This is a genomic window from Empedobacter sp. UBA3239 (genome assembly GCF_002362875.1).
Lineage (GTDB): Bacteria > Bacteroidota > Bacteroidia > Flavobacteriales > Weeksellaceae > Empedobacter > Empedobacter falsenii_B.
On record NZ_DEVJ01000016.1, the window covers coordinates 34,774 to 54,584 of the forward strand.

Sequence of the window (19,811 nt, forward strand, 5' to 3'; positions counted from 1 at the left end):
TCTTTCAAAATTAAGATAAGATTTTACAATTAAAAATTTTGTAATCTTAAAAATTAAAAAGGTTATCAACAAGTTGTTAATTATTTGATTATTAATTAATTATTTTTGAATTTTTATTCGTTATAATTTAATAATTTTTATCAAAATAACAACTATAACTTGGATTAATTTTCTATAATTTAACAAAAAAATAGGCAAGCCTTGTTGTAGACTTGCCTAAAGAATATGATAAATTCTAAATTTTATCTTGCAATATTTACTGCACGTGTTTCACGAATTACAGTTACACGAACTTGACCTGGATAAGTCATTTCGTTTTGAATTTTATCCGAAATTAAGAACGATAATTCAGCTGCTTTTGTGTCATCAACTTTATCACTTTCTACAATCACACGCAACTCACGACCAGCTTGGATAGCGTATGCTTTTTCTACACCATCAAAGTTAAGAGCCGTAGCTTCTAAATCTTTCAGACGTTGCATATACGATTCCACAACCTGACGACGAGCACCTGGACGAGCACCAGAAATTGCATCGGCAACTTGTATAAGTGGCGAAATTAAAGAAGTCATCTCTATTTCGTCGTGGTGAGCTCCAATTGCATTAATTACGTCTGGATGTTCTCCATATTTTTCTGCCCATTGCATACCCAAAATTGCGTGAGGTAATTCAGATTCTTGCTCCGGCACTTTACCAATATCATGTAATAAACCTGCACGTTTCGCTAACTTAGGATTCAATCCTAATTCCGCAGCCAACGTTCCTGCTAAATTTGCCACCTCGCGAGAGTGTTGTAACAAGTTTTGACCATAAGAAGAACGATATTTCATACGTCCAACGATACGAACTAAATCTTTGTGTAAACCGTGGATTCCTAAATCTAAAATTGTTTTCTTACCAACTTCGATGATTTCGTCCTCGATTTGTTTTGTTGTTTTCGCAACAACTTCCTCAATACGTGCTGGGTGAATACGTCCGTCTGTTACTAAACGATGTAAAGATAAACGAGCAATTTCACGACGAACAGGATCGAAACAAGAAAGGATAATCGCTTCTGGCGTATCATCAACAATGACTTCAACTCCTGTAGCAGCTTCTATTGCACGAATATTACGTCCTTCACGACCAATGATACGTCCTTTGATTTCATCAGATTCAATGTTAAACACAGAAACTGCATTTTCTATCGCTTGCTCTGTTCCGATTCGTTGAATAGAAGAAATTACAATTTTACGCGCTTCATTTTTCGCATCTAATTCAGCCTCTTCCATAATTTCTTGGATATGAGCTTGTGCTTTCGTTCTTGCTTCGTCTTTCAAGACTTCAATCAATTCAGCACGTGCTTCATCAGCAGAATAATTCGAAATTTTTTCAAGTATTTCTACTTGTTTTTTGTGCATCGTATCCACTTCTTTTTGCTTAATATTAAGCTTTTCTGTTCGTGCTTGTATATTTCCTTTCTCAGATTTAATCTGATCTTTTTGTTTCTGAATTTCTACTAAGTCCGTTTTGATTCTCTCTTCACGTTCTTTTACTTTAAGCTCAGCATCAGCTACTTTTCTTTCACGTTGATTAACAACTTCTTCGTGTTTAGATTTTAATTCTAAAAATTTTTCTTTGGCTTGAAAAATTTTCTCTTTTTTAATGGCTTCACCATCTTTCTCAGCATCATTAATCAAATTTTGTGCTTTGCGAGTTGCTTCGTCAATCAGTTCTTGATTCTGTTTATCAACTGATTTTTTTGATAAGAAATATCCCACCGCTGCACCTATGATTAATGTAACAATTGCAATAATTATTGTCATAATTGGGTCCATAGATTATGTAATGTTTATATATAAAAAAACCTACATTAGTAAAGTATGTTTTGAGTTAACTCCTGTAAACAGGATTTGAGTTAGTCCGTCAGTCAAGTATCCGCTGTCAAATAAATGAACCTAAAAGGTTGCGGCCCGCTTTCCGAACGGTGTTCACTCGGTAACAAAACTAGTGTTGAGTTAACCAAAATAGCTAGAACTAATGTAGGAATATTGTTTAGTGGACAGTTTCACAACTGTCAGAACTTCTCTTATTTTGCGATTGACTGATCAATCAATTCTAATAACTTCGAAATGCGTTCTGTTGTCATTTCTTCGTTATCTTTCACTTGCTTTTTCAGCTTTGCTTCGCGTAAAGCTAACTGAATTGTCACCATTGCAAGCGCGTCTTGTTTGTCAGAAACAGCGTACTTTTGTTCAAATTGTTTCAAAATACCATTTATTTCTTCTGCACAAGAAAGTAACATTTCTTCCTCTTCAGAATTAATCGTCATTGGGTAATAACGTGAAGCAATTTTTATCTCAATTCGTTGAGTTGACATTCTTTTTATTAATTATTAGTTTTAATTTGAGCGATGCACGTATCGACTTCTTTTATTAATTTGTTCATTCTTTGCTTCATCATTTGTTTGTACTCCTGATTTCCGCTCATTGCATTAACGACTTTTAATCGTTTTACCTCCTCATTTAAATTTAAGTTATTCGCTTGCGAATCTCTCAATTTATTTTTCAATCGGGCATTTTCTTCTTTTAGAGAATTGATTTCATTTTGCAATTTTTCCAATTCTTGTATCGAGTTTTCAGCGCCCTTCAATATATCTTTATAATTCCCAAGTTGGCCTAAAACACTTAAAATTTTGTTTTCAAGTTCATTAAATTTCACCATTTTTTCCATCTCCTGAGAATTTCAATTATTCTAGCTTCTATTGCAAAAATAGTATTTTTTTACTTCTAATCAATACAAAAACCTAAATATTATCAGTTTTTTCTTATTCATTTGACAAATAGAGATTTACTTATATTTTTTGTTTCGTTTCTTTATTCTTCACTACTTTCACAACATACTTGATACTAAAAAACAAAAACAATACCGAAAGAATAGTTGGCAGAAATTGACAGAAAATAATCAAAATTGATTTGAAATGATACATTCCATCTTTCCAACTTTGTTTTAACTCATATCCTAAGTTGATTTCTCTATACGCTTTCAGATCGGTTTGTGGTAAAATATTCGTTACAACTCGTGGTTCTTCTGATAATTGATATGCAATAGTCGCATAAGAAATCGCATCATTTATCAACGCTTTGTTGACTTTATTTTCGATTTGTTGCGAAATTTTAACTGCTTTATTGTTTTCATTTTTCAACTCATTCTCATATTTCTCAAAGGTCATTTCTTCATTATTAATTAAAATATGATCGATAATAATTCCTTTCTCCACTGCAAATTTGACATGCTCGCGCAATTTATTTGACGGAACTTTCAATTCAATCAAATAAGAACGTTGAATTTTGTCTATTTTCTTAACGCTTTCTTCAGATAATTCAACTTTATCCGAATCTAAAATTTGATTAATCATTTCACTATTCAAAACAAATCCATTCAACGAAATCGCATTTTCTTCGATCTGAACCGCATCTTTCATCGCATCTTTTACTTTCATTTCGATCAACGCATTCGATTTAAAAACCTTTCCTTCTACTTCTAAATTTGCAGCATTAGAAACCGCAACTTCTTCTTTCGCATCAGCAGCCAATTCTGCATTACTTTCTGAACCTTTGTATTCATTACAACTTACGATAGAAGCAACTATAAAAAGTGCTAAAATAATTTTTCTCATGATGATGTTTTTTATGTTTGATTTAAAATTACTTTCATCATTTCTCAATCATTCACTAAAATCCTTTTCTTTTACTTGTTTATTATTTTACAAATACAAAATATTGATAATCATTTATTTAATTTTATTTTACAAAAATTTATCTCCAAATAATTTTCAGAAATTCAAAAGATTAAGGAGGTTTGTAAAAGATTTAGTTTACTTTTAACTGATTTGTTAATTATTGAAAAGAAAAAATGAAAGTGATTAAGCCAATTTTCCTAAACTTATTACTAAGTTCTGTTGTTTTTGGACAACGAGCAGAACAACCAAAATCTGAAACATATCCAAAAAATATCTTCCAAAATCCTTTAGAAATTACCAATTATTTAGCTGGTAATTTTGGAGAATTACGTGCCAATCATTTCCACGCTGGGCTTGATATCAAAACTCAACAACGAGAAGGTCTGAAAGTAAAAGCGGTTGGAGACGGTTACATTTCTCGCATTAATATTTCGCCAACAGGTTATGGAAATGCACTTTATATCGATCACCCAAACGGATATACTTCTGTTTATGCGCATTTGAGAGAATTTGCGCCCGAATTGCAAGAATATGTACGTAAACAACAGTATGCAAACGAAACGTTTAAGATAGAATTACATCCAAAACCAAACGAGCTTCCTGTAAAAATGGGAGATTTGATTGCTCTTTCTGGAAATTCTGGAGGTTCTGGAGGTCCACATTTACATTTCGAAATTCGTGATACCAAAACAGAAGAACCAATTAATCCTTTTTACTTCGGTTTTGATTTGCCTGATACTCGAAAACCATCTATTTTAGGCCTATATGCTTATCCAATTTATGGCGATGTGAATCAAAAAATCAATCGTGTTGTTGTGGCAAATGGAGGTACAATTTCTGCCTCTGGCGCAATAGGTTTTGGTGTAAAAGCCTATGACAAACACAATGGAGCAGAAAATAACAATGGAGTTCATCAAATTAATATTTATGTGAATGATGAACCGATTTATACGTTTACTTCTAATCGTTTTTCGTTTGATGAAGCGCGAGCTATAAATACAGTTTGCGATTATGGCGATATTCAGAAAAATAATAGTTGGGTGTATCAAGGATTTGTGAAAGATGGGAATCCTGTCAGAATGTATTCAAATCTAAAAAACAATGGAATTTTAGAGCTTGAAGAAGGAAAATCGTACAAAGTAAAAATTGACGTTTCTGATTATGCAGGAAATTTATCTTCGCAATCTTTTACAGTTAATGGAAAAGCATTTGTAGATTCTGCAAAACTTCCTGAAACAAATCCAATGTTGTGGAACAAAGAAAATCATTTCAAATCTGATGGAATCGAAATATTTTTCCCTAAAAATATTTTTTATGAAGATTTTGATTTAGCTTATAAATTCTCGAATGGTAAACATTGGGTGGGCGATTATTATATGCCAGTTCATCAAACTTACACGTTAGCAATAGAACCTACTGCTGACATTCCGACAGCGCAATTGGACAAAGCTGTTATTGTACGCGAATATCAAAAAAGAGGTGCTTGGAAAAAAGATTATTTAACAACAGAGCTCAAAAATGGAAAGCTTGTTGCAAATCCAAAAGATTTTGGCGTTTTTTCTATTTTAATTGACAATACTAAACCGACAATTACTCCGTTAAATATCAAATCAGATAGTCAATTTACTCAAGCTAATGCTATTATCAAATTTACAATTGATGATGCACAATCTGGGATAAAAGATTATAAAGCTTATATCGATGGTAAGTGGGTTTTAGCCGAATATGATCAAAAAATTAAACGATTATCGATTAATTTGAACAAAGAACAGATTTCGGTTGGTGACCATCAATTAGAATTAAACGTGAAAGATGAAAAAAACAACACAGCAACGTACTCTACAACATTCAAAAAGATTTCTTAGTACCATAAGTTTATCTCTTTTGGGTGGAATTTTATTTGCTCAAACTGCGCAAATTAATGGTAAAGTTGTCGACGAAAATAGAATTCCAATTAGTGAAGCTGAGATTATTGTCAACGATCAATCTTATTTTACGGATCAAAATGGTAATTTCAAAATAGATATTCCATCAAACTCTTCCGTTACCGTAACTTTTAACAACAATGGTTATCATTCGTTTGCACAAATATTTACGCTAAAAGATAAAAACAAGAAAGAAATTTTTGTTCAATTAGTTCCTGATCAAACCAATGCGATTGAATTAGGTGAAGCAACAATTTCTTTTCAATCTAATAAAAATAAACCTTTGCAAAGTACCGTTTTGAGTGCTGCGCAAATGCAACAAGGACCAAGTTTGACTGGCGGAGTTGCCGATTTATTGAAAACGTTACCTTTCGTAAATTCGAATACAGAATTGAGTTCGCAATATATGGTTCGCGGAGGAAATTATGACGAAAATTTAATTTACGTTAACGGAATCGAAGTTTATAAACCTCAATTGATTCGTTCTGGCGAACAAGAAGGTTTAGGTTTTGTAAATCCTGCGATGACGCAATTTATCAACTTTTCTGCTGGTGGTTGGGAAGCAAAATACGGCGACAAAATGTCTTCTGTTTTAGATGTTACCTACAAACGTCCCACTAAATTTGAAGGACAATTAGAAGCAAGTTTAATGGGCGGAAGTTTGACATTAGGCGGAGGTTCTAAAGACAAAAAACTTTCAGCAATTGTTGGAGCGCGCTATCAAAACAGAAATTTAGTGTTGAATACCTTAAAAGGTGATACCAATTTCAATCCTGAATATTACGATGTACAAGCCAATATCAATTATAAATTAAATGATAAATGGAATGTTGCATTTTTGGGAACAATGTCGCGTTCGCGCTACGAAATGTTTCCTATAAAACGTGAAACTTATATCAATACAATGGATACGCCGTTGTTGCTAACTGTTTTTTATGACGGAAAAGAAGATGATAAATTTGCGACAGAAACAGGAAGTTTATCATTTACATATCAACCAAATTCTAAAGTAGATTTAGGGTTAGATCTTTTTGCTTATCATTCGAAAGAGCGCGAATATTTTGATATTCAAGGTTCTTATTTCATTTCCGAAGTAGACGAAAAAGGCTTTGCAACTTCTACGAATGATGTTGGTTCGCAAATCGATCATGCACGAAATAATTTTGATGCGTTGGTTGCTGGAATTCAACACAAAGGAAAATATAAGATCAATGGAAACAATGATATTGAGTGGGGTGCAAAATTTCAACAAGAAGATATTCGTGATTTATTAGGTGAATGGCAAGCAATCGATTCGACAGGATATGTTGTGAATCCAAATCCAGGAAATGGTTTGAATTTAAGTTATTATGTGAACTCTAAAAATAATTTAAAAACAAATCGTATTTCAGGTTATGCGCAATATACGAGCAAATTTATGTGGAATGATTCAAAAGTATTGTTCAATGCTGGTGTGCGTACGGCTTATTGGGATTTTAACGAAGAAACAACTATTTCGCCTCGTGTTCAAATCGCTGTTAAACCAGATTGGGAAAGCGATATGTTGTTCCGTATTTCGACAGGTATTTATTATCAACCTCCCTTCTATCGCGAAATTCGTCGTTTAGATGGTTCTTTGAATAATAAAGTAAAATCGCAACAATCGATACATTTTATTCTTGGAAACGATTACGAATTCAAATGGATGAATCGTCCGTTCAAATTAACTACTGAGGTTTATTACAAAATTTTAAACGATTTGAATCCATATTATGTGGACAATGTGAGAATTCGTTATACGGCAGACAACAACTCGAAAGGTTATGCGTATGGACTTGACATGCGTTTATTTGGGCAGTTTGTTCCTGGTATTGATTCTTGGTTCTCGGCTTCGTATGCGCGCGCTTATCAAAATATTGATGACAAAGGAAATATTCCATTACCAACAGATCCTCGTTTCAAATTATCGGCATTTTTCCAAGATTACATGGAGTTTTTACCATCTTTCAAAGTGAATGTGAATTTGATTTATGCTTCTGGATTACCAAACGGAGCACCACAATTTGCAGATCCATATAATTATCAAACAACTCTGACAGATTACAAACGTGTAGATATTGGTTTTGTGAAAGAATTAATTAATCAAAAAGAATTGAAACCATCAAAAGGAACATTTTGGAGTAATTTCAAAGAAATTTCGATTGGTGTAGACGTTTTCAATGTGTTTGATATCAAAAATGAAATCAGTAATTCGTGGATTCGTGACGTAAACTCGAATGCAGTTTACACAATGCCAAATTATTTGACAGGACGTTTCTTGAATGGAAAAATTAATTTTAAGTTTTAAGATAATTTTTAAGACTCTATGTCAAGTTGAATTCATTTCAACTTCACATCCTCAAAGTAAAACTCATATCAAAAAAACTTTATACATTTACCGAAGCACTTCTCGCGACAGAAGTGCTTCTTTTTTATTTAAAATCTGACAAATAAAAATACCCCAAAAAGTGTCTAACTTTTTGGGCCAAATCCAAATTCAATTGGGGATTATATTTTTTATTCTATTTGAAAATAGATTATTGTTTTACAATACTAAAATTAGATAAGCTAAGCCCATTTACAGCCGTACCTGAACCATATTTCTGATTAATAGCATCAATTACTTCTCGTTGACTTGGTGGTCTTGACGCATTACGAATCACAATCTCAACTGCCATTCCTTTTGCTAATTTACCGTATACTTTTACAGCAGTTACTTTGTATAAGTGTGTTGACATAGGATTTGATTTATAGTTTTTTTTCGATTAAATATCCCAAACATGATTTTTATCTTCAAGCGCATTTTTTGTATCTTGAATACTTGTCAAATCTTTAAAAGGGGAAGTTGCAGCCAAATTATTTATACTATCTAACCCTAAAGCTAATTGTTGCATATTATTATTTTCTAATGCATGATCCACAATTTTAAAAAGATTTTCGAAATTATTTTTACGCTCATCAAATGTTCTATCTAAATATGCAAGCATAACTACTTTTTGAGCATTTATTTTTGCTACATAAGCATCTCTTTGCGCTTCTATTTCCTTACGTTTTGTTTTCTGAACTTCAGAAAATTTTTCAACTTCTCCTGCTAAAGTTATTAATTCTTTTAAAACAAATGCTGCTTCACTAGGATTACTAATTGATTTTACACTTAAATTTTCTAAATTATTATTTAATAATTTTTCAAACTGGTCACCATTCCTATACTTTTCATCTTCAGAATCTACAATTATATGTAATGGATTTTTATCATTAGAATTATTCCCTCTTTTATTTATTGCATTATCAAGATTAGGTTCTAATGATTGTTCTTGTTCTTTGTTATCTATTGAATTTATAAATGAATTTAAATTAATTTTTCCTTTAGAATATTTATTGACTTTATCATTAGTTACATCAAGGATTGTTTCTTTACTCTTCTGAAGAATTTCATCTTTAGAATTTTGCAAAGTATCTTTACCTTGTTCTATAAGTTTATCTTTTAATTCATTAAAAATGCTTTTCCCTATATTAAAAATTGAATTATCTCCCATGATTTGTGATTTTTGTATTTAATACTTTATTTGTTTGTTGTATAATTTGAGCTGATTTAATTGAAGTATTTCCTTCTTCATCTAAAAGAGGTGTTTGTGCTAATTCACTCATTGATTTAGCTAGTAAACCAACTCGTTGAAAAGTTGTATTGTAATAAATGATATCAGTCGAAAAATCAATTGCTAAAGGTTCTAAAAACTCTAATTCTGTTTTAAGTCTTGTTTCTAATTTTTTGGTAACATCACTTAGTTCATCAGTCCTCTTTTTGATATTTTCCAATACTGTCCACAATAATTCCATATCTGCCACATGAGTTTCCACTTCTTTTTGAAATTCTTTTGCTTCTGTTAATTTTTTTGAATAATATGTAGATGCAATTAAACCAGCTGCGATTATCCCAACACCTGCTGTAGCTCCCATAGTTAAGCCTGATAAAACAGTACCACCTAATGCCATACCTCCTCCACCTGAAGCTAAACTACCTCCTCCTAACCAAGCTAAAGTTGCGTTCGTTGCTGCTGCACCACTAAGAGTACTAATTGCTGTACCAGTTGATGCTGTAGCTAATGCTCCAACTGCACTTGTTACTGCTGCCGGAGTTCCCATAGCAGCAGCAGCACCTAAAACCCCAACTGTAGCAGTGCTTTTTAAAGCGTTAGTTGCTTCCATATCTAAACGTTCCATTTTTTGGATAGCGTTTGTATTTATACCGACATTATCTAATATTTCATACTCTTTGATACTACTTTCTTTATTCATATCTTTTAAAATACCTAAGAATCGTCCAGTTGTTGCATGTAAAGATTCTAATCTATATTTACCAAATTCATTTATGGATAAATTTAATTTTTTTCGAGCTCCTTCAGTTAATTTTTGAGCTTCATCATAATATATTTCACAAGCTTGTTTTAGATTAAGAGAACTTTTTCTATTTTGATATGCTTGTATCCCAGTAACTACTTTAGTTATTTTTTTAACACCTCCTAATATTCCTTTTTTATTAACTCCATTATCTTTAGTTTCTTCGACTTCTTTAACTTCAAGATAAGTCTCTTTAATCGATTCAAATATTTCTTTATCCTCATCTGAAATTATAGATTTATTTAGTGCAATAGCTTCTTCGTTATATCGATTAGTAGTTAATTCTTTAATAATAGAGATAGACTTACCTATTTGATATATTTCGTGTTGTATGATGTTACCAAATTTGTCAAAAATTTTATAATCTCCATTTAAAAGATTATTTTCATAAAATGACTGAATATATAACTCCCCTGTTGGATAATAAATTTTACACTCTCCCTCTAACATATTATTAACCCATCTTTGTTCTTTATTTAAATTACCATTTCGGTAATAAAATGTTTCAAGATCTTTTTTAAGGTTAGAAGATTTATCAATAAAATATTTGTGACGAAGCTTATTATTCTCATAAAATATTCTTACTCCTTTATTTTTTTTAATAATGTAGAATACTATACATGAGATAATGATTAGAGCTATTAAGCCAGTTAATAGATATTGGATATTTTCATTCATTGTTATTTATTTTTATATTGTTTGAAATCATTCATATTAGTATGGATTTATTATAATCCTGCATTTATGTTTGTAAATTTCTTATAACCTCCCCATTCTTCTCTTCCAAAAACGCTTTCCACGCCTCTGGCGAAAAATAAGCAGAAGTATGTTTGATGAAAGTAAGGTTGATTTGTTGTCCATCTATAACGATAGATGCCGTACGTGGGCTCACGTTATTGATTTCGGGATGAACCATGCGATCAGTTCGTTGAATATTTAATTTATCCATCATACGCTCGAAAGGTTCGGCAGCACGAACACCAATAAAAATACAATCTGTTGGTTTTAGAATTTTCACCAATTCAACAAAAGTCTCCCATCCTAAATCAAAATCTTTTATTGTCGGTTGTTCTGTATTTTTACTATTATTGATGTTGCTGTAATTCATGCTTCGTTGCACGAAATTATAATAAGCCAATTGGCTCCATAATTTATTTTCATCAATAAGTTTATTCCCAAATAAAGCACTAAATAGATTTTTCAACGGTTTATGTTCGTATGCTTTTTGAATTTGTGTTTGATAGATTGTATTTCGTGTAAAATCATTTTTAGCTGATAAATTCAGATTTGTTTGAAAAGCATCCATCGTTTCTCCATCAGCATAATGTGATTCTCCAATAATCAACAATCTTTTGTGTTGATTAAAATAATTTTCACCAATCCAAGGTAACCAAGTTAAAGTTGAAATTTGGTTGAGTCTTTTATCCTCTTTTGTATTATTTAGATTCATTCTCTAATTTTCATTAAATTTCATACTCAAATCGGACAAAACACGTCTCTTTGTTTTCGAAATATTTATTTAATTTTTAATATTTTTCAAATGTATTTTATTTATCAAAGCTTCCTTTACGGTTTCACGTAATTGAAGTTTTTATTTTTGATTCCTTAGATTATTCAATCCTACTTCCAAAAATTTAAGATATTCTTCCCTTACAGCTTTTGGTTCTAGTGATAATAATCTTTCGTTATGCGTTAATAATTCTTGATAAAAATCATATTCTGGAACTAAATTTAATTCCAATTTCAACTCATTTTGGTTATCAATAAGAATTTTTTGCGAATGATGAATAGGTAATGATTTGACATACATTCCTTGCATCGGAATCAAAGACAGCGTTATTTTGATTGGCTCTTTTCCTAATGTCGACATAATACCAAAAGAATTGACAAACATCTCTTCAATATTCACGTCATTATTCTTTATAAAAGTAGAAGAGTGAATTTCTAAGTTTTTGATTCTATCCAATCCATACGTTTTCAAAGTAAAGTCTTTATCGTTTCGATCTTTTGCAATCAAATACCAACGATTTCTAAATTCTTTGACTGCATAAGGTTCTAACACTTTCTCAATCGGAATTCCTTCCCAATATTTAGTATAAGTACAACTAATTATTTTTGAGTTTTTAATTGCATAAATAAAACCATCAAGATTCTCTAAACCAGAAGCTTGTCGCTTTTCAAAAAGTAGGATATTTGTTTGATCGGAAGTTTTTTTATAAGCATTCATCAAAATCAAAATGTCGAAAATGGTTTGATTAAACTCAACATCATCAACTATCAGATAAAGCATTGTCGAACGATTAAATTTTGTTTCTATATTAAAAAGGTCACAAAGCAGTTTACGATCTCGCTTAAAAGTTTTTTCACTAAAAGCTAAGTCGCTGTCAAATCCTCCATCATTATACTTTTCCTCTAAATAAAGTTGAACTTCTCTAAATGTTACACCATTTGGTTTTGATTTTAGATAGTTTGATATATTCATCAACCGAAACATTTGTTCTCTTTTAGCCATATTTTGTAATTTTAAGACAAACATAAAACAACAAACGGACAAATAATGTCCGTTTTTTTTTATTTTAAAATTATTTTTCGAAAAACTTTATTTGCTCGTGTACTTTTATTTTAAAATAAATTTTTAAACCCTATGTCAAGTTGAATTCATTTCAACTTCGCAACCTCAAAGTAAAACTCAAATCAAAAAAACTTTATACATTTACCGAAGCACTTCTCGCGACAGAAGTGCTTCTTTTTTATTTAAAATCTGACAAAACGACACATAATGGGCATTGGCAAACTATTTGATTCAATCAGAAACAAAAAAACTAATAAGAATATGTCTGACCAAAATATACACGAAGAATTAGAAAACGAGAATCTTCAAGAAAACGTTCAAGAGAGTGATAACACTGTAGAACAACCGCAAGAAGAAACTGCTGGAAAGTCAGAATTAGAAATTGTTAAGGAACAATTAGCAAAAGAAAAAGACCAATATTTACGTTTATTTGCAGAGTTTGACAACTTCAAAAAACGTACATCGCGCGAACGCATGGATATTTTCAAGACAGCAAATAAAGAGGTAATCACTTCATTATTGCCTGTTTTAGATGATTTTGGACGCGCAATCAATCAAATTGAAAAATCTGGAGACGACAACTTACTTCAAGGAGTTGAATTAATCAATAATAAATTAGTAGAAACGTTACGTGCAAAAGGTTTGAAAGAAATGGAAGTAAAACCTGGAGACGATTTCAATACAGATTTACACGAAGCAATTACTCAAATTCCTGCTCCAACAGAGGATTTGAAAGGTAAAATTGTAGACGTTGTAGAAACAGGATATTTATTAAATGATGTAGTAGTTCGCTACGCGAAAGTTGTTGTTGGATTATAATTTAGATTAAGAAAATGTCATCAAAAAGAGATTATTACGAAATATTGCAGGTCGAAAAATCTGCAACATCAGAGCATATCAAGAAAGCTTATCGTAAACTTGCCATCAAATATCACCCTGACAAAAATCCTGGTGACAAAGAGGCAGAAGATAAATTTAAAGAAGCTGCAGAAGCTTACGAAGTTTTAAGCGACGACAACAAACGTGCACGTTACGACCAATTCGGACATGCAGGAATGGGCGGAGCTGCTGGCGGAGGATTCGGCGGTAGCGGCGGAATGAATATGGAGGATATTTTCTCTCATTTCGGCGATATCTTTGGAGGCGGAGGATTCGGTGGCGGATTTGGAGGTCAATCTCGTGGTCCACGTCGAATGAAAGGTTCTGATTTGCGTATTCGCGTAAAATTGAACTTAGAAGAAATGGTGAACGGTTGCGAAAAGAAAGTAAAAGTTAAACGTTTCAAACAAGCAGATGGCGTTACATCTAAAACATGTCCATCTTGTGGTGGTTCTGGACAACAAGTTCGTGTTACCAACACATTTTTAGGACAAATGCAAACTGCTACAACTTGTGGTACTTGTCAAGGAGTAGGAAAAGTTGCTGACAAAATTCCTTCAGGAGCAAATAATCAAGGATTAATCAAAATTGAGGAAACAATCGACCTTAAAATTCCAGCTGGAGCAAGAGAAGGAATTCAATTGCAAGTTCGCGGAAAAGGTAACGATGCGCCTTTTGATGGTATTCCTGGTGATTTACTTGTTTTGATTGAAGAAGAAGAACACGATACATTAAAACGTGATGGAAACAACTTACATTTTGATTTGTATGTTTCTATTCCTGATGCTGTTTTAGGTGCTTCGAAAGAAATTCCGACGGTTAATGGAAAAGTAAAAATTAAAATTGACAAAGCAACTCAATCAGGAAAAGTATTACGTTTAAAAGGTCAAGGTTTACCAGATTTGAATGGTTACGGAAAAGGTGATTTATTTGTGCATGTTAACATTTGGACACCAACTCATTTATCGAAAGACCAAGAAGCGTATTTTGAAAAAATGAGAGACGATGATCATTTCTCACCAGAACCTTCGAAAAATGAAAAATCATTCTTTGAACGTGTGAAAGATATGTTTCAGTAATTGAAAAATATATAACAAAAAAATCCATCTCAAATGAGATGGATTTTTTTATTTATCATTAAGATGATAGTTATTAATCTACAATAATCTTATTAGATTGATTTTTCGTTTTAACGATATAAACTCCTTTAGGTAGTTTATTTAATCTAACTTTAGAATTATTTGTTACATTTTGAATCGTTTGAACCAATTGTCCATTGATAGTAAAAATTTGAATTGTTTCTTTATTTTCAATTCCATTGACAACAAATTCATGATTTTTAACTGGATTAGGATAAATAACTAGTTTATTATTTTGTTTTTTAACCTCATCTGTTGCTAATTTTTCGTAACAAGTCCATGATAAATTATCAAAAGAAACACGGTTATTTGAAGTTTCATCTATCAACTCAATTACAACATCTCCTTCAACATTAATATTATCAATTTTTGTTGTTTTAGCTGTTTTAGAATAAGGTATTTGTCCTTTTACTTCTCCATTAATTTTTAATGTATAAAATCCATCAGAATCTGCAAAAGGAAGATATGTTTTTACTGATAAAGAACCTATTCCTCCAGAAATTGTAGATGATTTTAAATTTCCTTTTCTAATACAAATTGCTTTATTACTATCTCCATCGATATAAATTTGTTTGTCTGTTCTTGCATTTGTTGCAGTCCACACAATTCCTCTATTCGACCAAGTTCTATCTGTATAAGATGATGCTGGAGGTGTACTTCCTGTAGATGGAATATTTTCAAAATCCTCTGTTCCACAGCTTGTTCCTTCTCCTGAACCTCCTCCTATATTAGATTCTTTTGTTGTTACTTGAATTGCAGTACTATTATCCGATTTATTTCCAGCTGCATCTTTTGCAACAACATAAAAAGAATAAGTTGTTGAAGAATTTAATCCAGAAACTGTTCCGTTATTACTATAAACAGTTGTATTATATGTATTGTCTACATAAATATCATATCTATTAACACCTACATTATCTGTAGAAGCTGTCCAAGTTAACGACACACTTGATGGCGTAATCGTTGTTGAAGCTAAATTTGTTGGTGCAGTAGGTTTTTCAGTATCCTCTTCAGAACCTCCTTCTTCACCAAAAGATTCTGGCCAATTATTTTGCGCTTTAGGACCTCCCCAAATAACAGTTGCTAAATATGGATTATCGATAAATGGATTTCTATTTCCTTGAACATTCGCTACAACATTATTTCTTTGAATTTCAAATTGCGAAACAGGATCTTCTACATTCCATTTCAAAAGAATATCAGGGAAATCTGATGAATATGTACTTGGTCCAAAAGTAATGTTAAGAGGTAAAGTTCGTTTGTCATAACGTACATACATATACATTAAAATTCTCGCAACATCTCCTTTCCATTCATCACCTGGATACCAACCACCACGACTCGTTTTCATTGCCATTGCTCCTACTCCATCATCAAAAAGCAAACTTCCACGAGTACTATTCAATGTGACATCAGCAGGACGTAAATGATGTCCATCTGATCCAGGTCCAGAAGTTCCTAAATTTGGTGTTCCTTTAGATTTTGCATAAACATGCTCTCTATTCCAAGATCCTGAAAAAGCACGACTTCTTTGATGTGTACCAGAACTTTGAGATCCATAAACCAACAATAAATTAGATGGATTTTGAGGATCGGCATCACTTGTTTGAAATAAATTTTTCAAACCTGCTGAATAAGAAACATTTTGCTTATGAGTATCAGTAATTAATTTAGCAAAATCATTTTTCAACTCATTCTTCGTCTTGCTAAAATTAATGCTCGAGTAATACGCAGGTGCTTTTTGAGCTTGTGCGAATAATGCTAAAGCAAATGATAAAAAAGTAAATTTCAATTTCATTTTTATAACAATTATTTATTTAATAGTATAACTTCCTTGTTTTCATAAGAAAGCCTTAATGTGTAATTTTTCATTATCAAGGGAATTTGTTTTTTAAACTCCAAAAAATAGATTTTTCCAAATTGATAAAACCTCGCATTTATTTCTTCTTTCAAATGTATAGAAGTAACATTCACTTCTATCTCATCTATTAAAAATGGTTTTTCTAACCAACTTAAATTTTGTTCTTCAAAACAGAGTACGTCCGTAAAAAGACCTGGATGATTTTTTCCTTGCCCTACAAAAATTCTATTTTCGCGTTCATCAATTCCAATCACATAAACCGGAAATTCTTTTCCGCTAACATTTAAACCTTTTCGTTGTCCTATTTCAAATTTTTCTATTCCAGTATGTTCTCCTACAATAAAACCATCAAACAAAGAATAACTTCTTTGGCTTACCTTCCATGAAAGTTCTTCTTCTTTTGATCGAAAAGATGGTTTTTCTTTATTATAAATAGAAGAATTTTTTGGAATCTCTACAATTTGACCTATTTTCACTTCAATTAATTTATTTGCTTCTTTCCAAAAAAGGAAAGACAACAAAGATAGAATGTTAATGTTAACTAAAAGTTAAAAATGTAATTTTTATTTTTAAAATATTAACATCTTATAAACAAAAAAGGGATTTCAATTAGAAATCCCTTTTTTGTTTAATAATTTTATTTTAATGACTATGTGTATTAGCTTCTCCAGCTGAACCTTCACGGTCATACGAACAACAAGAAGGTAAACTTCCGTACACTTTTTCTTCTGCACGTTTATTATCAGTATCGTGTCCAACCGCTACTACAGCGTTTTCTACATCATCAACTTTACTCTTTTTTTCATTTAATATGATATGTAAATTTTGTGTATTACTATCCCATTCAGCAGATTTTACACCTTTTACACCATAAGCCGCTTTTTCTATACGATCTTTACATTGCCCACAATTTCCTTTGACATGTAAATCGTGTTTTGCATTTTTATTTTGTGCTTGTGCGCTAATTCCTAAAGTCGCAACCAAAGCAAAGGCTAACAATTTTTTCATTGTGTTATTATTTTTATGATTTTTATTTTAAACTAAATCTTAATCCAGCATAATACATTTGTCCAAAAATTGGTGCATAAACAATCGAACTATCGAAATTTGAACCAAAAGGATTATCTGCTCCTAAAATTACGCGATGTTGTTGATAATTCGTTACATTTTCCCCTCCAACATACACTTCAAAACGTTTTGAGAAAACACGTGTAATCTGGAAATTAATTGTTCCAAATGGATTCGAATAGTCATTCAATTGATTTTCTGGTAAATTATCTGACGTATTTGGTAAACGCTGTTTTCCAATCCAATTGTATGTCGCATCAAAACGCCAATTCTTACCATTCTTTTCATGTGTTTCATATTCAAGATTGGTAAAGAAACGATGTTTCGCTTGTAATGGACGTTCTAATTTTCCGTTTTCATAATCAGTTGCTATATCATAATATTTGTATGATGCTCTAATTTTGAAATGCGTAAATGGATTATAATTAAAATCAAATTGGAACGAATTTGCATACGAATCTCCTTCTAAATTATAAAATCTTACTTGACGAGCCGAATAATCGATATCAGTTACAATTTGATTTTGAAAATCTGTTCGATAAAAATCTGCTGTTACATCTGCATTTTTTCCAAATAATTTGAATTCTTGTGTTACACTAAATCCATAATTCCAAGCAATTTCTGGTTCTAAACCATATATTTTTCCATTTCCATCGCCCAAAATATTAAATTGTCTTGAAGATGCAAATAAATTCTGATTTTCTGCAAATATATTATTGATTCGTTTTCCACGACCAACCGACGCTTTTATCGTTGTTCCTTTTACAGGCGTATAACGTGTATGCAAACGAGGCGTTAAGAAAAATCCCATTCGGTTATGATAATCTCCACGAAGCCCAGCAATCATATTGAAATTCTTCATATTATCAAAAGTATATTCAAAAAATGCTCCCGCAGAATTATCAATTCGATCATAATTTGCATCAGTTGGAAGCGCTACAAATTCTTTGAATTTATCGTATGTAAAACTTGCTCCTGTAGAAAATTTGTTTTTGGTATTGCTAATAATCGAACTGAAAATATAGTTGGAATAAAAACTTTGTTGCTCAATATCATATTGATTCAATCCGAAGTAAGAATCTTGTTTATGATAACTAAACGCCGTTTGCAATCCCATACTTTGATATGGCATTTCTGGAAAAACATACCCAATTTTTGATGAAACATCTACACGATTTGTATTGATTTCTGATCCCCAATAATTTGTTGTTAATTTGTCTCGATCTTTATCAAAATCAACTTGTCCTGCTTGTTTTGTATCATTCAAATATCTTGCAGATAAAAATCCAACCCAACCTTTTTCTAAGTTTTGATATTGCCAACGATTCATCACATTAACTTGATGTCCAAGCGGATTATCTAAAAACCCATCATCGTTCATATCATTCTTCGAAACGCGTGCATTTCCATGCATAAACAAAGAAGTACTCCATTTATCATTCAATTTTTTGTTCAAATGCACATTCCCTTCGAAGCGCGAATCTGTAGAACCATAAAGATTCACAAACAACGGAATATCATTTGAAGGTTTGATTAATTCTGTATTAATCTGCCCAGAAATACTTTCATAACCATTAATCACCGTTCCCGCACCTTTCGTCACCTGAATACTTTCTACCCAAGTTCCAGGCGTAAAACTAAGCCCAAAAGCTTGCGAAGCTCCACGAACATTTGGTATATTTTCTTCTGCAATCAAAATATAAGGAGAGGTTAAACCCAACATTTTAATTTGCTTATTTCCCATTACAGCATCCGAAAAATTGACATCAATAGAAGGATTTGTTTCAAAAGATTCGGCTAAATTACAACAAGCTGCTTTCAACAATTCCTTTCCTGTCATTGTCGTCATATTAGTTGCAAACTTCGATTTTTTAAGCGAACTACTTGTATCACGAACCACAACTTCATTCAACGAAGTATCCCCAAAATGATCTTTTACATTAATTGTAATGTTTTGAAATTCGTCTTTTAATTCCTTAAAAGTTGTTGTTTCATTGTCATAAAAAACACCTAAAATTGAGGTTGGTTGATAATTTTCGATCTCAAAATTCCCCTTTTCATCTGTGATAACAGAAATATCTGACGATTGCCAAAACACTTCTGCTCCAACAATTGGTTGTTGATTTTGATCTGTAATTTTTCCCTTTAATGTAGATTGTGCGTAAGATAACACAGCACTTAGTATAAATACTGAAGTGAATATTTTTTTCATTTTTACGATTTAAGGCAT

At 31.7% G+C, this 19,811-nt stretch carries 17 protein-coding genes; 4 read left to right on the plus strand and 13 right to left on the minus strand.

Translation table 11 applies throughout. The features are described from left to right. Nucleotides 1-242: 242 nt before the first annotated feature. From rny to B4G36_RS02745, 4 genes are all read right to left on the minus strand, one after another. Entirely contained in the window at nucleotides 243-1,805 is a 1,563-nt protein-coding gene (gene rny / locus B4G36_RS02730; protein ID WP_371202802.1) for a ribonuclease Y, read from the minus strand. A gap of 263 nt (nucleotides 1,806-2,068) precedes the next feature. Further along, complete coding sequence (locus B4G36_RS02735; RefSeq protein WP_291061802.1) at nucleotides 2,069-2,359, minus strand: cell division protein ZapA; 291 nt, start codon at nucleotides 2,357-2,359, stop codon at nucleotides 2,069-2,071. A gap of 8 nt (nucleotides 2,360-2,367) precedes the next feature. Continuing rightward, nucleotides 2,368-2,712: a hypothetical protein gene (locus B4G36_RS02740; RefSeq protein ID WP_291061804.1), complete on the minus strand. Its 345-nt coding sequence runs from the start codon at nucleotides 2,710-2,712 to the stop codon at nucleotides 2,368-2,370. Between the two features lie 121 nt (nucleotides 2,713-2,833). Then, nucleotides 2,834-3,658 carry a hypothetical protein gene (locus B4G36_RS02745; protein ID WP_291061806.1) on the minus strand — a complete coding sequence of 275 codons (825 nt, stop codon included), beginning with the start codon at nucleotides 3,656-3,658 and terminating at the stop codon, nucleotides 2,834-2,836. 236 nt (nucleotides 3,659-3,894) lie between these two features. Here B4G36_RS02745 and B4G36_RS02750 point away from each other — a divergent pair, with 236 nt between their 5' ends. Together B4G36_RS02750 and B4G36_RS02755 are read left to right on the plus strand one after the other, a co-directional pair. Further along, a complete protein-coding gene (locus B4G36_RS02750) occupies nucleotides 3,895-5,586 on the plus strand; it encodes a M23 family metallopeptidase (RefSeq protein ID WP_291061808.1) in 1,692 nt (563 codons plus the stop codon). Next, nucleotides 5,534-7,972 carry a TonB-dependent receptor gene (locus tag B4G36_RS02755; RefSeq protein WP_291061825.1) on the plus strand — a complete coding sequence of 813 codons (2,439 nt, stop codon included), beginning with the start codon at nucleotides 5,534-5,536 and terminating at the stop codon, nucleotides 7,970-7,972. The genes B4G36_RS02750 and B4G36_RS02755 overlap by 53 nt, the downstream gene beginning before the upstream one ends. A 229-nt stretch (nucleotides 7,973-8,201) precedes the next feature. On the opposite strand, the gene B4G36_RS02760 is transcribed toward B4G36_RS02755, so the two are convergent. The 5 genes from B4G36_RS02760 to B4G36_RS02780 form a co-directional block, all read right to left on the minus strand. After that, nucleotides 8,202-8,402 (minus strand): peptidase, encoded by a 201-nt coding sequence (locus B4G36_RS02760; protein ID WP_291061827.1) that lies wholly within the window; start codon nucleotides 8,400-8,402, stop codon nucleotides 8,202-8,204. A gap of 27 nt (nucleotides 8,403-8,429) precedes the next feature. Beyond that, nucleotides 8,430-9,200, minus strand: a complete 771-nt coding sequence (locus tag B4G36_RS02765) for a hypothetical protein (protein WP_291061829.1) — start codon at nucleotides 9,198-9,200, stop codon at nucleotides 8,430-8,432. Beyond that, a complete protein-coding gene (locus tag B4G36_RS02770) occupies nucleotides 9,190-10,740 on the minus strand; it encodes a toxin-antitoxin system YwqK family antitoxin (RefSeq protein ID WP_291061831.1) in 1,551 nt (516 codons plus the stop codon). Before B4G36_RS02770 ends, B4G36_RS02765 begins: the two co-directional genes overlap by 11 nt. 64 nt (nucleotides 10,741-10,804) lie before the next feature. Then, nucleotides 10,805-11,512 carry a hypothetical protein gene (locus tag B4G36_RS02775; RefSeq protein WP_291061833.1) on the minus strand — a complete coding sequence of 236 codons (708 nt, stop codon included), beginning with the start codon at nucleotides 11,510-11,512 and terminating at the stop codon, nucleotides 10,805-10,807. A gap of 141 nt (nucleotides 11,513-11,653) precedes the next feature. After that, nucleotides 11,654-12,574, minus strand: coding sequence for a helix-turn-helix transcriptional regulator (locus tag B4G36_RS02780; protein ID WP_286475919.1), 921 nt, complete (start codon nucleotides 12,572-12,574; stop codon nucleotides 11,654-11,656). 321 nt (nucleotides 12,575-12,895) lie between these two features. Here B4G36_RS02780 and B4G36_RS02785 point away from each other — a divergent pair, with 321 nt between their 5' ends. Both B4G36_RS02785 and dnaJ read left to right on the plus strand, forming a co-directional pair. Continuing rightward, complete coding sequence (locus tag B4G36_RS02785; protein ID WP_038335626.1) at nucleotides 12,896-13,453, plus strand: nucleotide exchange factor GrpE; 558 nt, start codon at nucleotides 12,896-12,898, stop codon at nucleotides 13,451-13,453. A 14-nt stretch (nucleotides 13,454-13,467) separates the two neighbouring features. Further along, nucleotides 13,468-14,592, plus strand: coding sequence for a molecular chaperone DnaJ (gene dnaJ / locus B4G36_RS02790; protein WP_291061837.1), 1,125 nt, complete (start codon nucleotides 13,468-13,470; stop codon nucleotides 14,590-14,592). 73 nt (nucleotides 14,593-14,665) lie between these two features. On the opposite strand, the gene B4G36_RS02795 is transcribed toward dnaJ, so the two are convergent. From B4G36_RS02795 to B4G36_RS02810, 4 genes are all read right to left on the minus strand, one after another. Next, the gene (locus B4G36_RS02795) at nucleotides 14,666-16,450 is read right to left on the minus strand and encodes an endonuclease (protein WP_291061839.1); all 1,785 of its coding nucleotides are present in this window, start codon (nucleotides 16,448-16,450) and stop codon (nucleotides 14,666-14,668) included. An 11-nt stretch (nucleotides 16,451-16,461) separates the two neighbouring features. Further along, a complete protein-coding gene (locus B4G36_RS02800; RefSeq protein WP_291061842.1) occupies nucleotides 16,462-17,031 on the minus strand; it encodes a tRNA methyl transferase PRC-barrel domain-containing protein in 570 nt (189 codons plus the stop codon). A gap of 124 nt (nucleotides 17,032-17,155) precedes the next feature. Further along, nucleotides 17,156-17,521 (minus strand): heavy-metal-associated domain-containing protein, encoded by a 366-nt coding sequence (locus B4G36_RS02805; protein ID WP_052217802.1) that lies wholly within the window; start codon nucleotides 17,519-17,521, stop codon nucleotides 17,156-17,158. Between the two features lie 22 nt (nucleotides 17,522-17,543). Beyond that, on the minus strand, nucleotides 17,544-19,793 hold the full coding sequence (locus B4G36_RS02810) for a TonB-dependent receptor (protein WP_291061846.1): 2,250 nt from the start codon (nucleotides 19,791-19,793) through the stop codon (nucleotides 17,544-17,546). Between the last annotated feature and the right edge of the window lie 18 nt (nucleotides 19,794-19,811).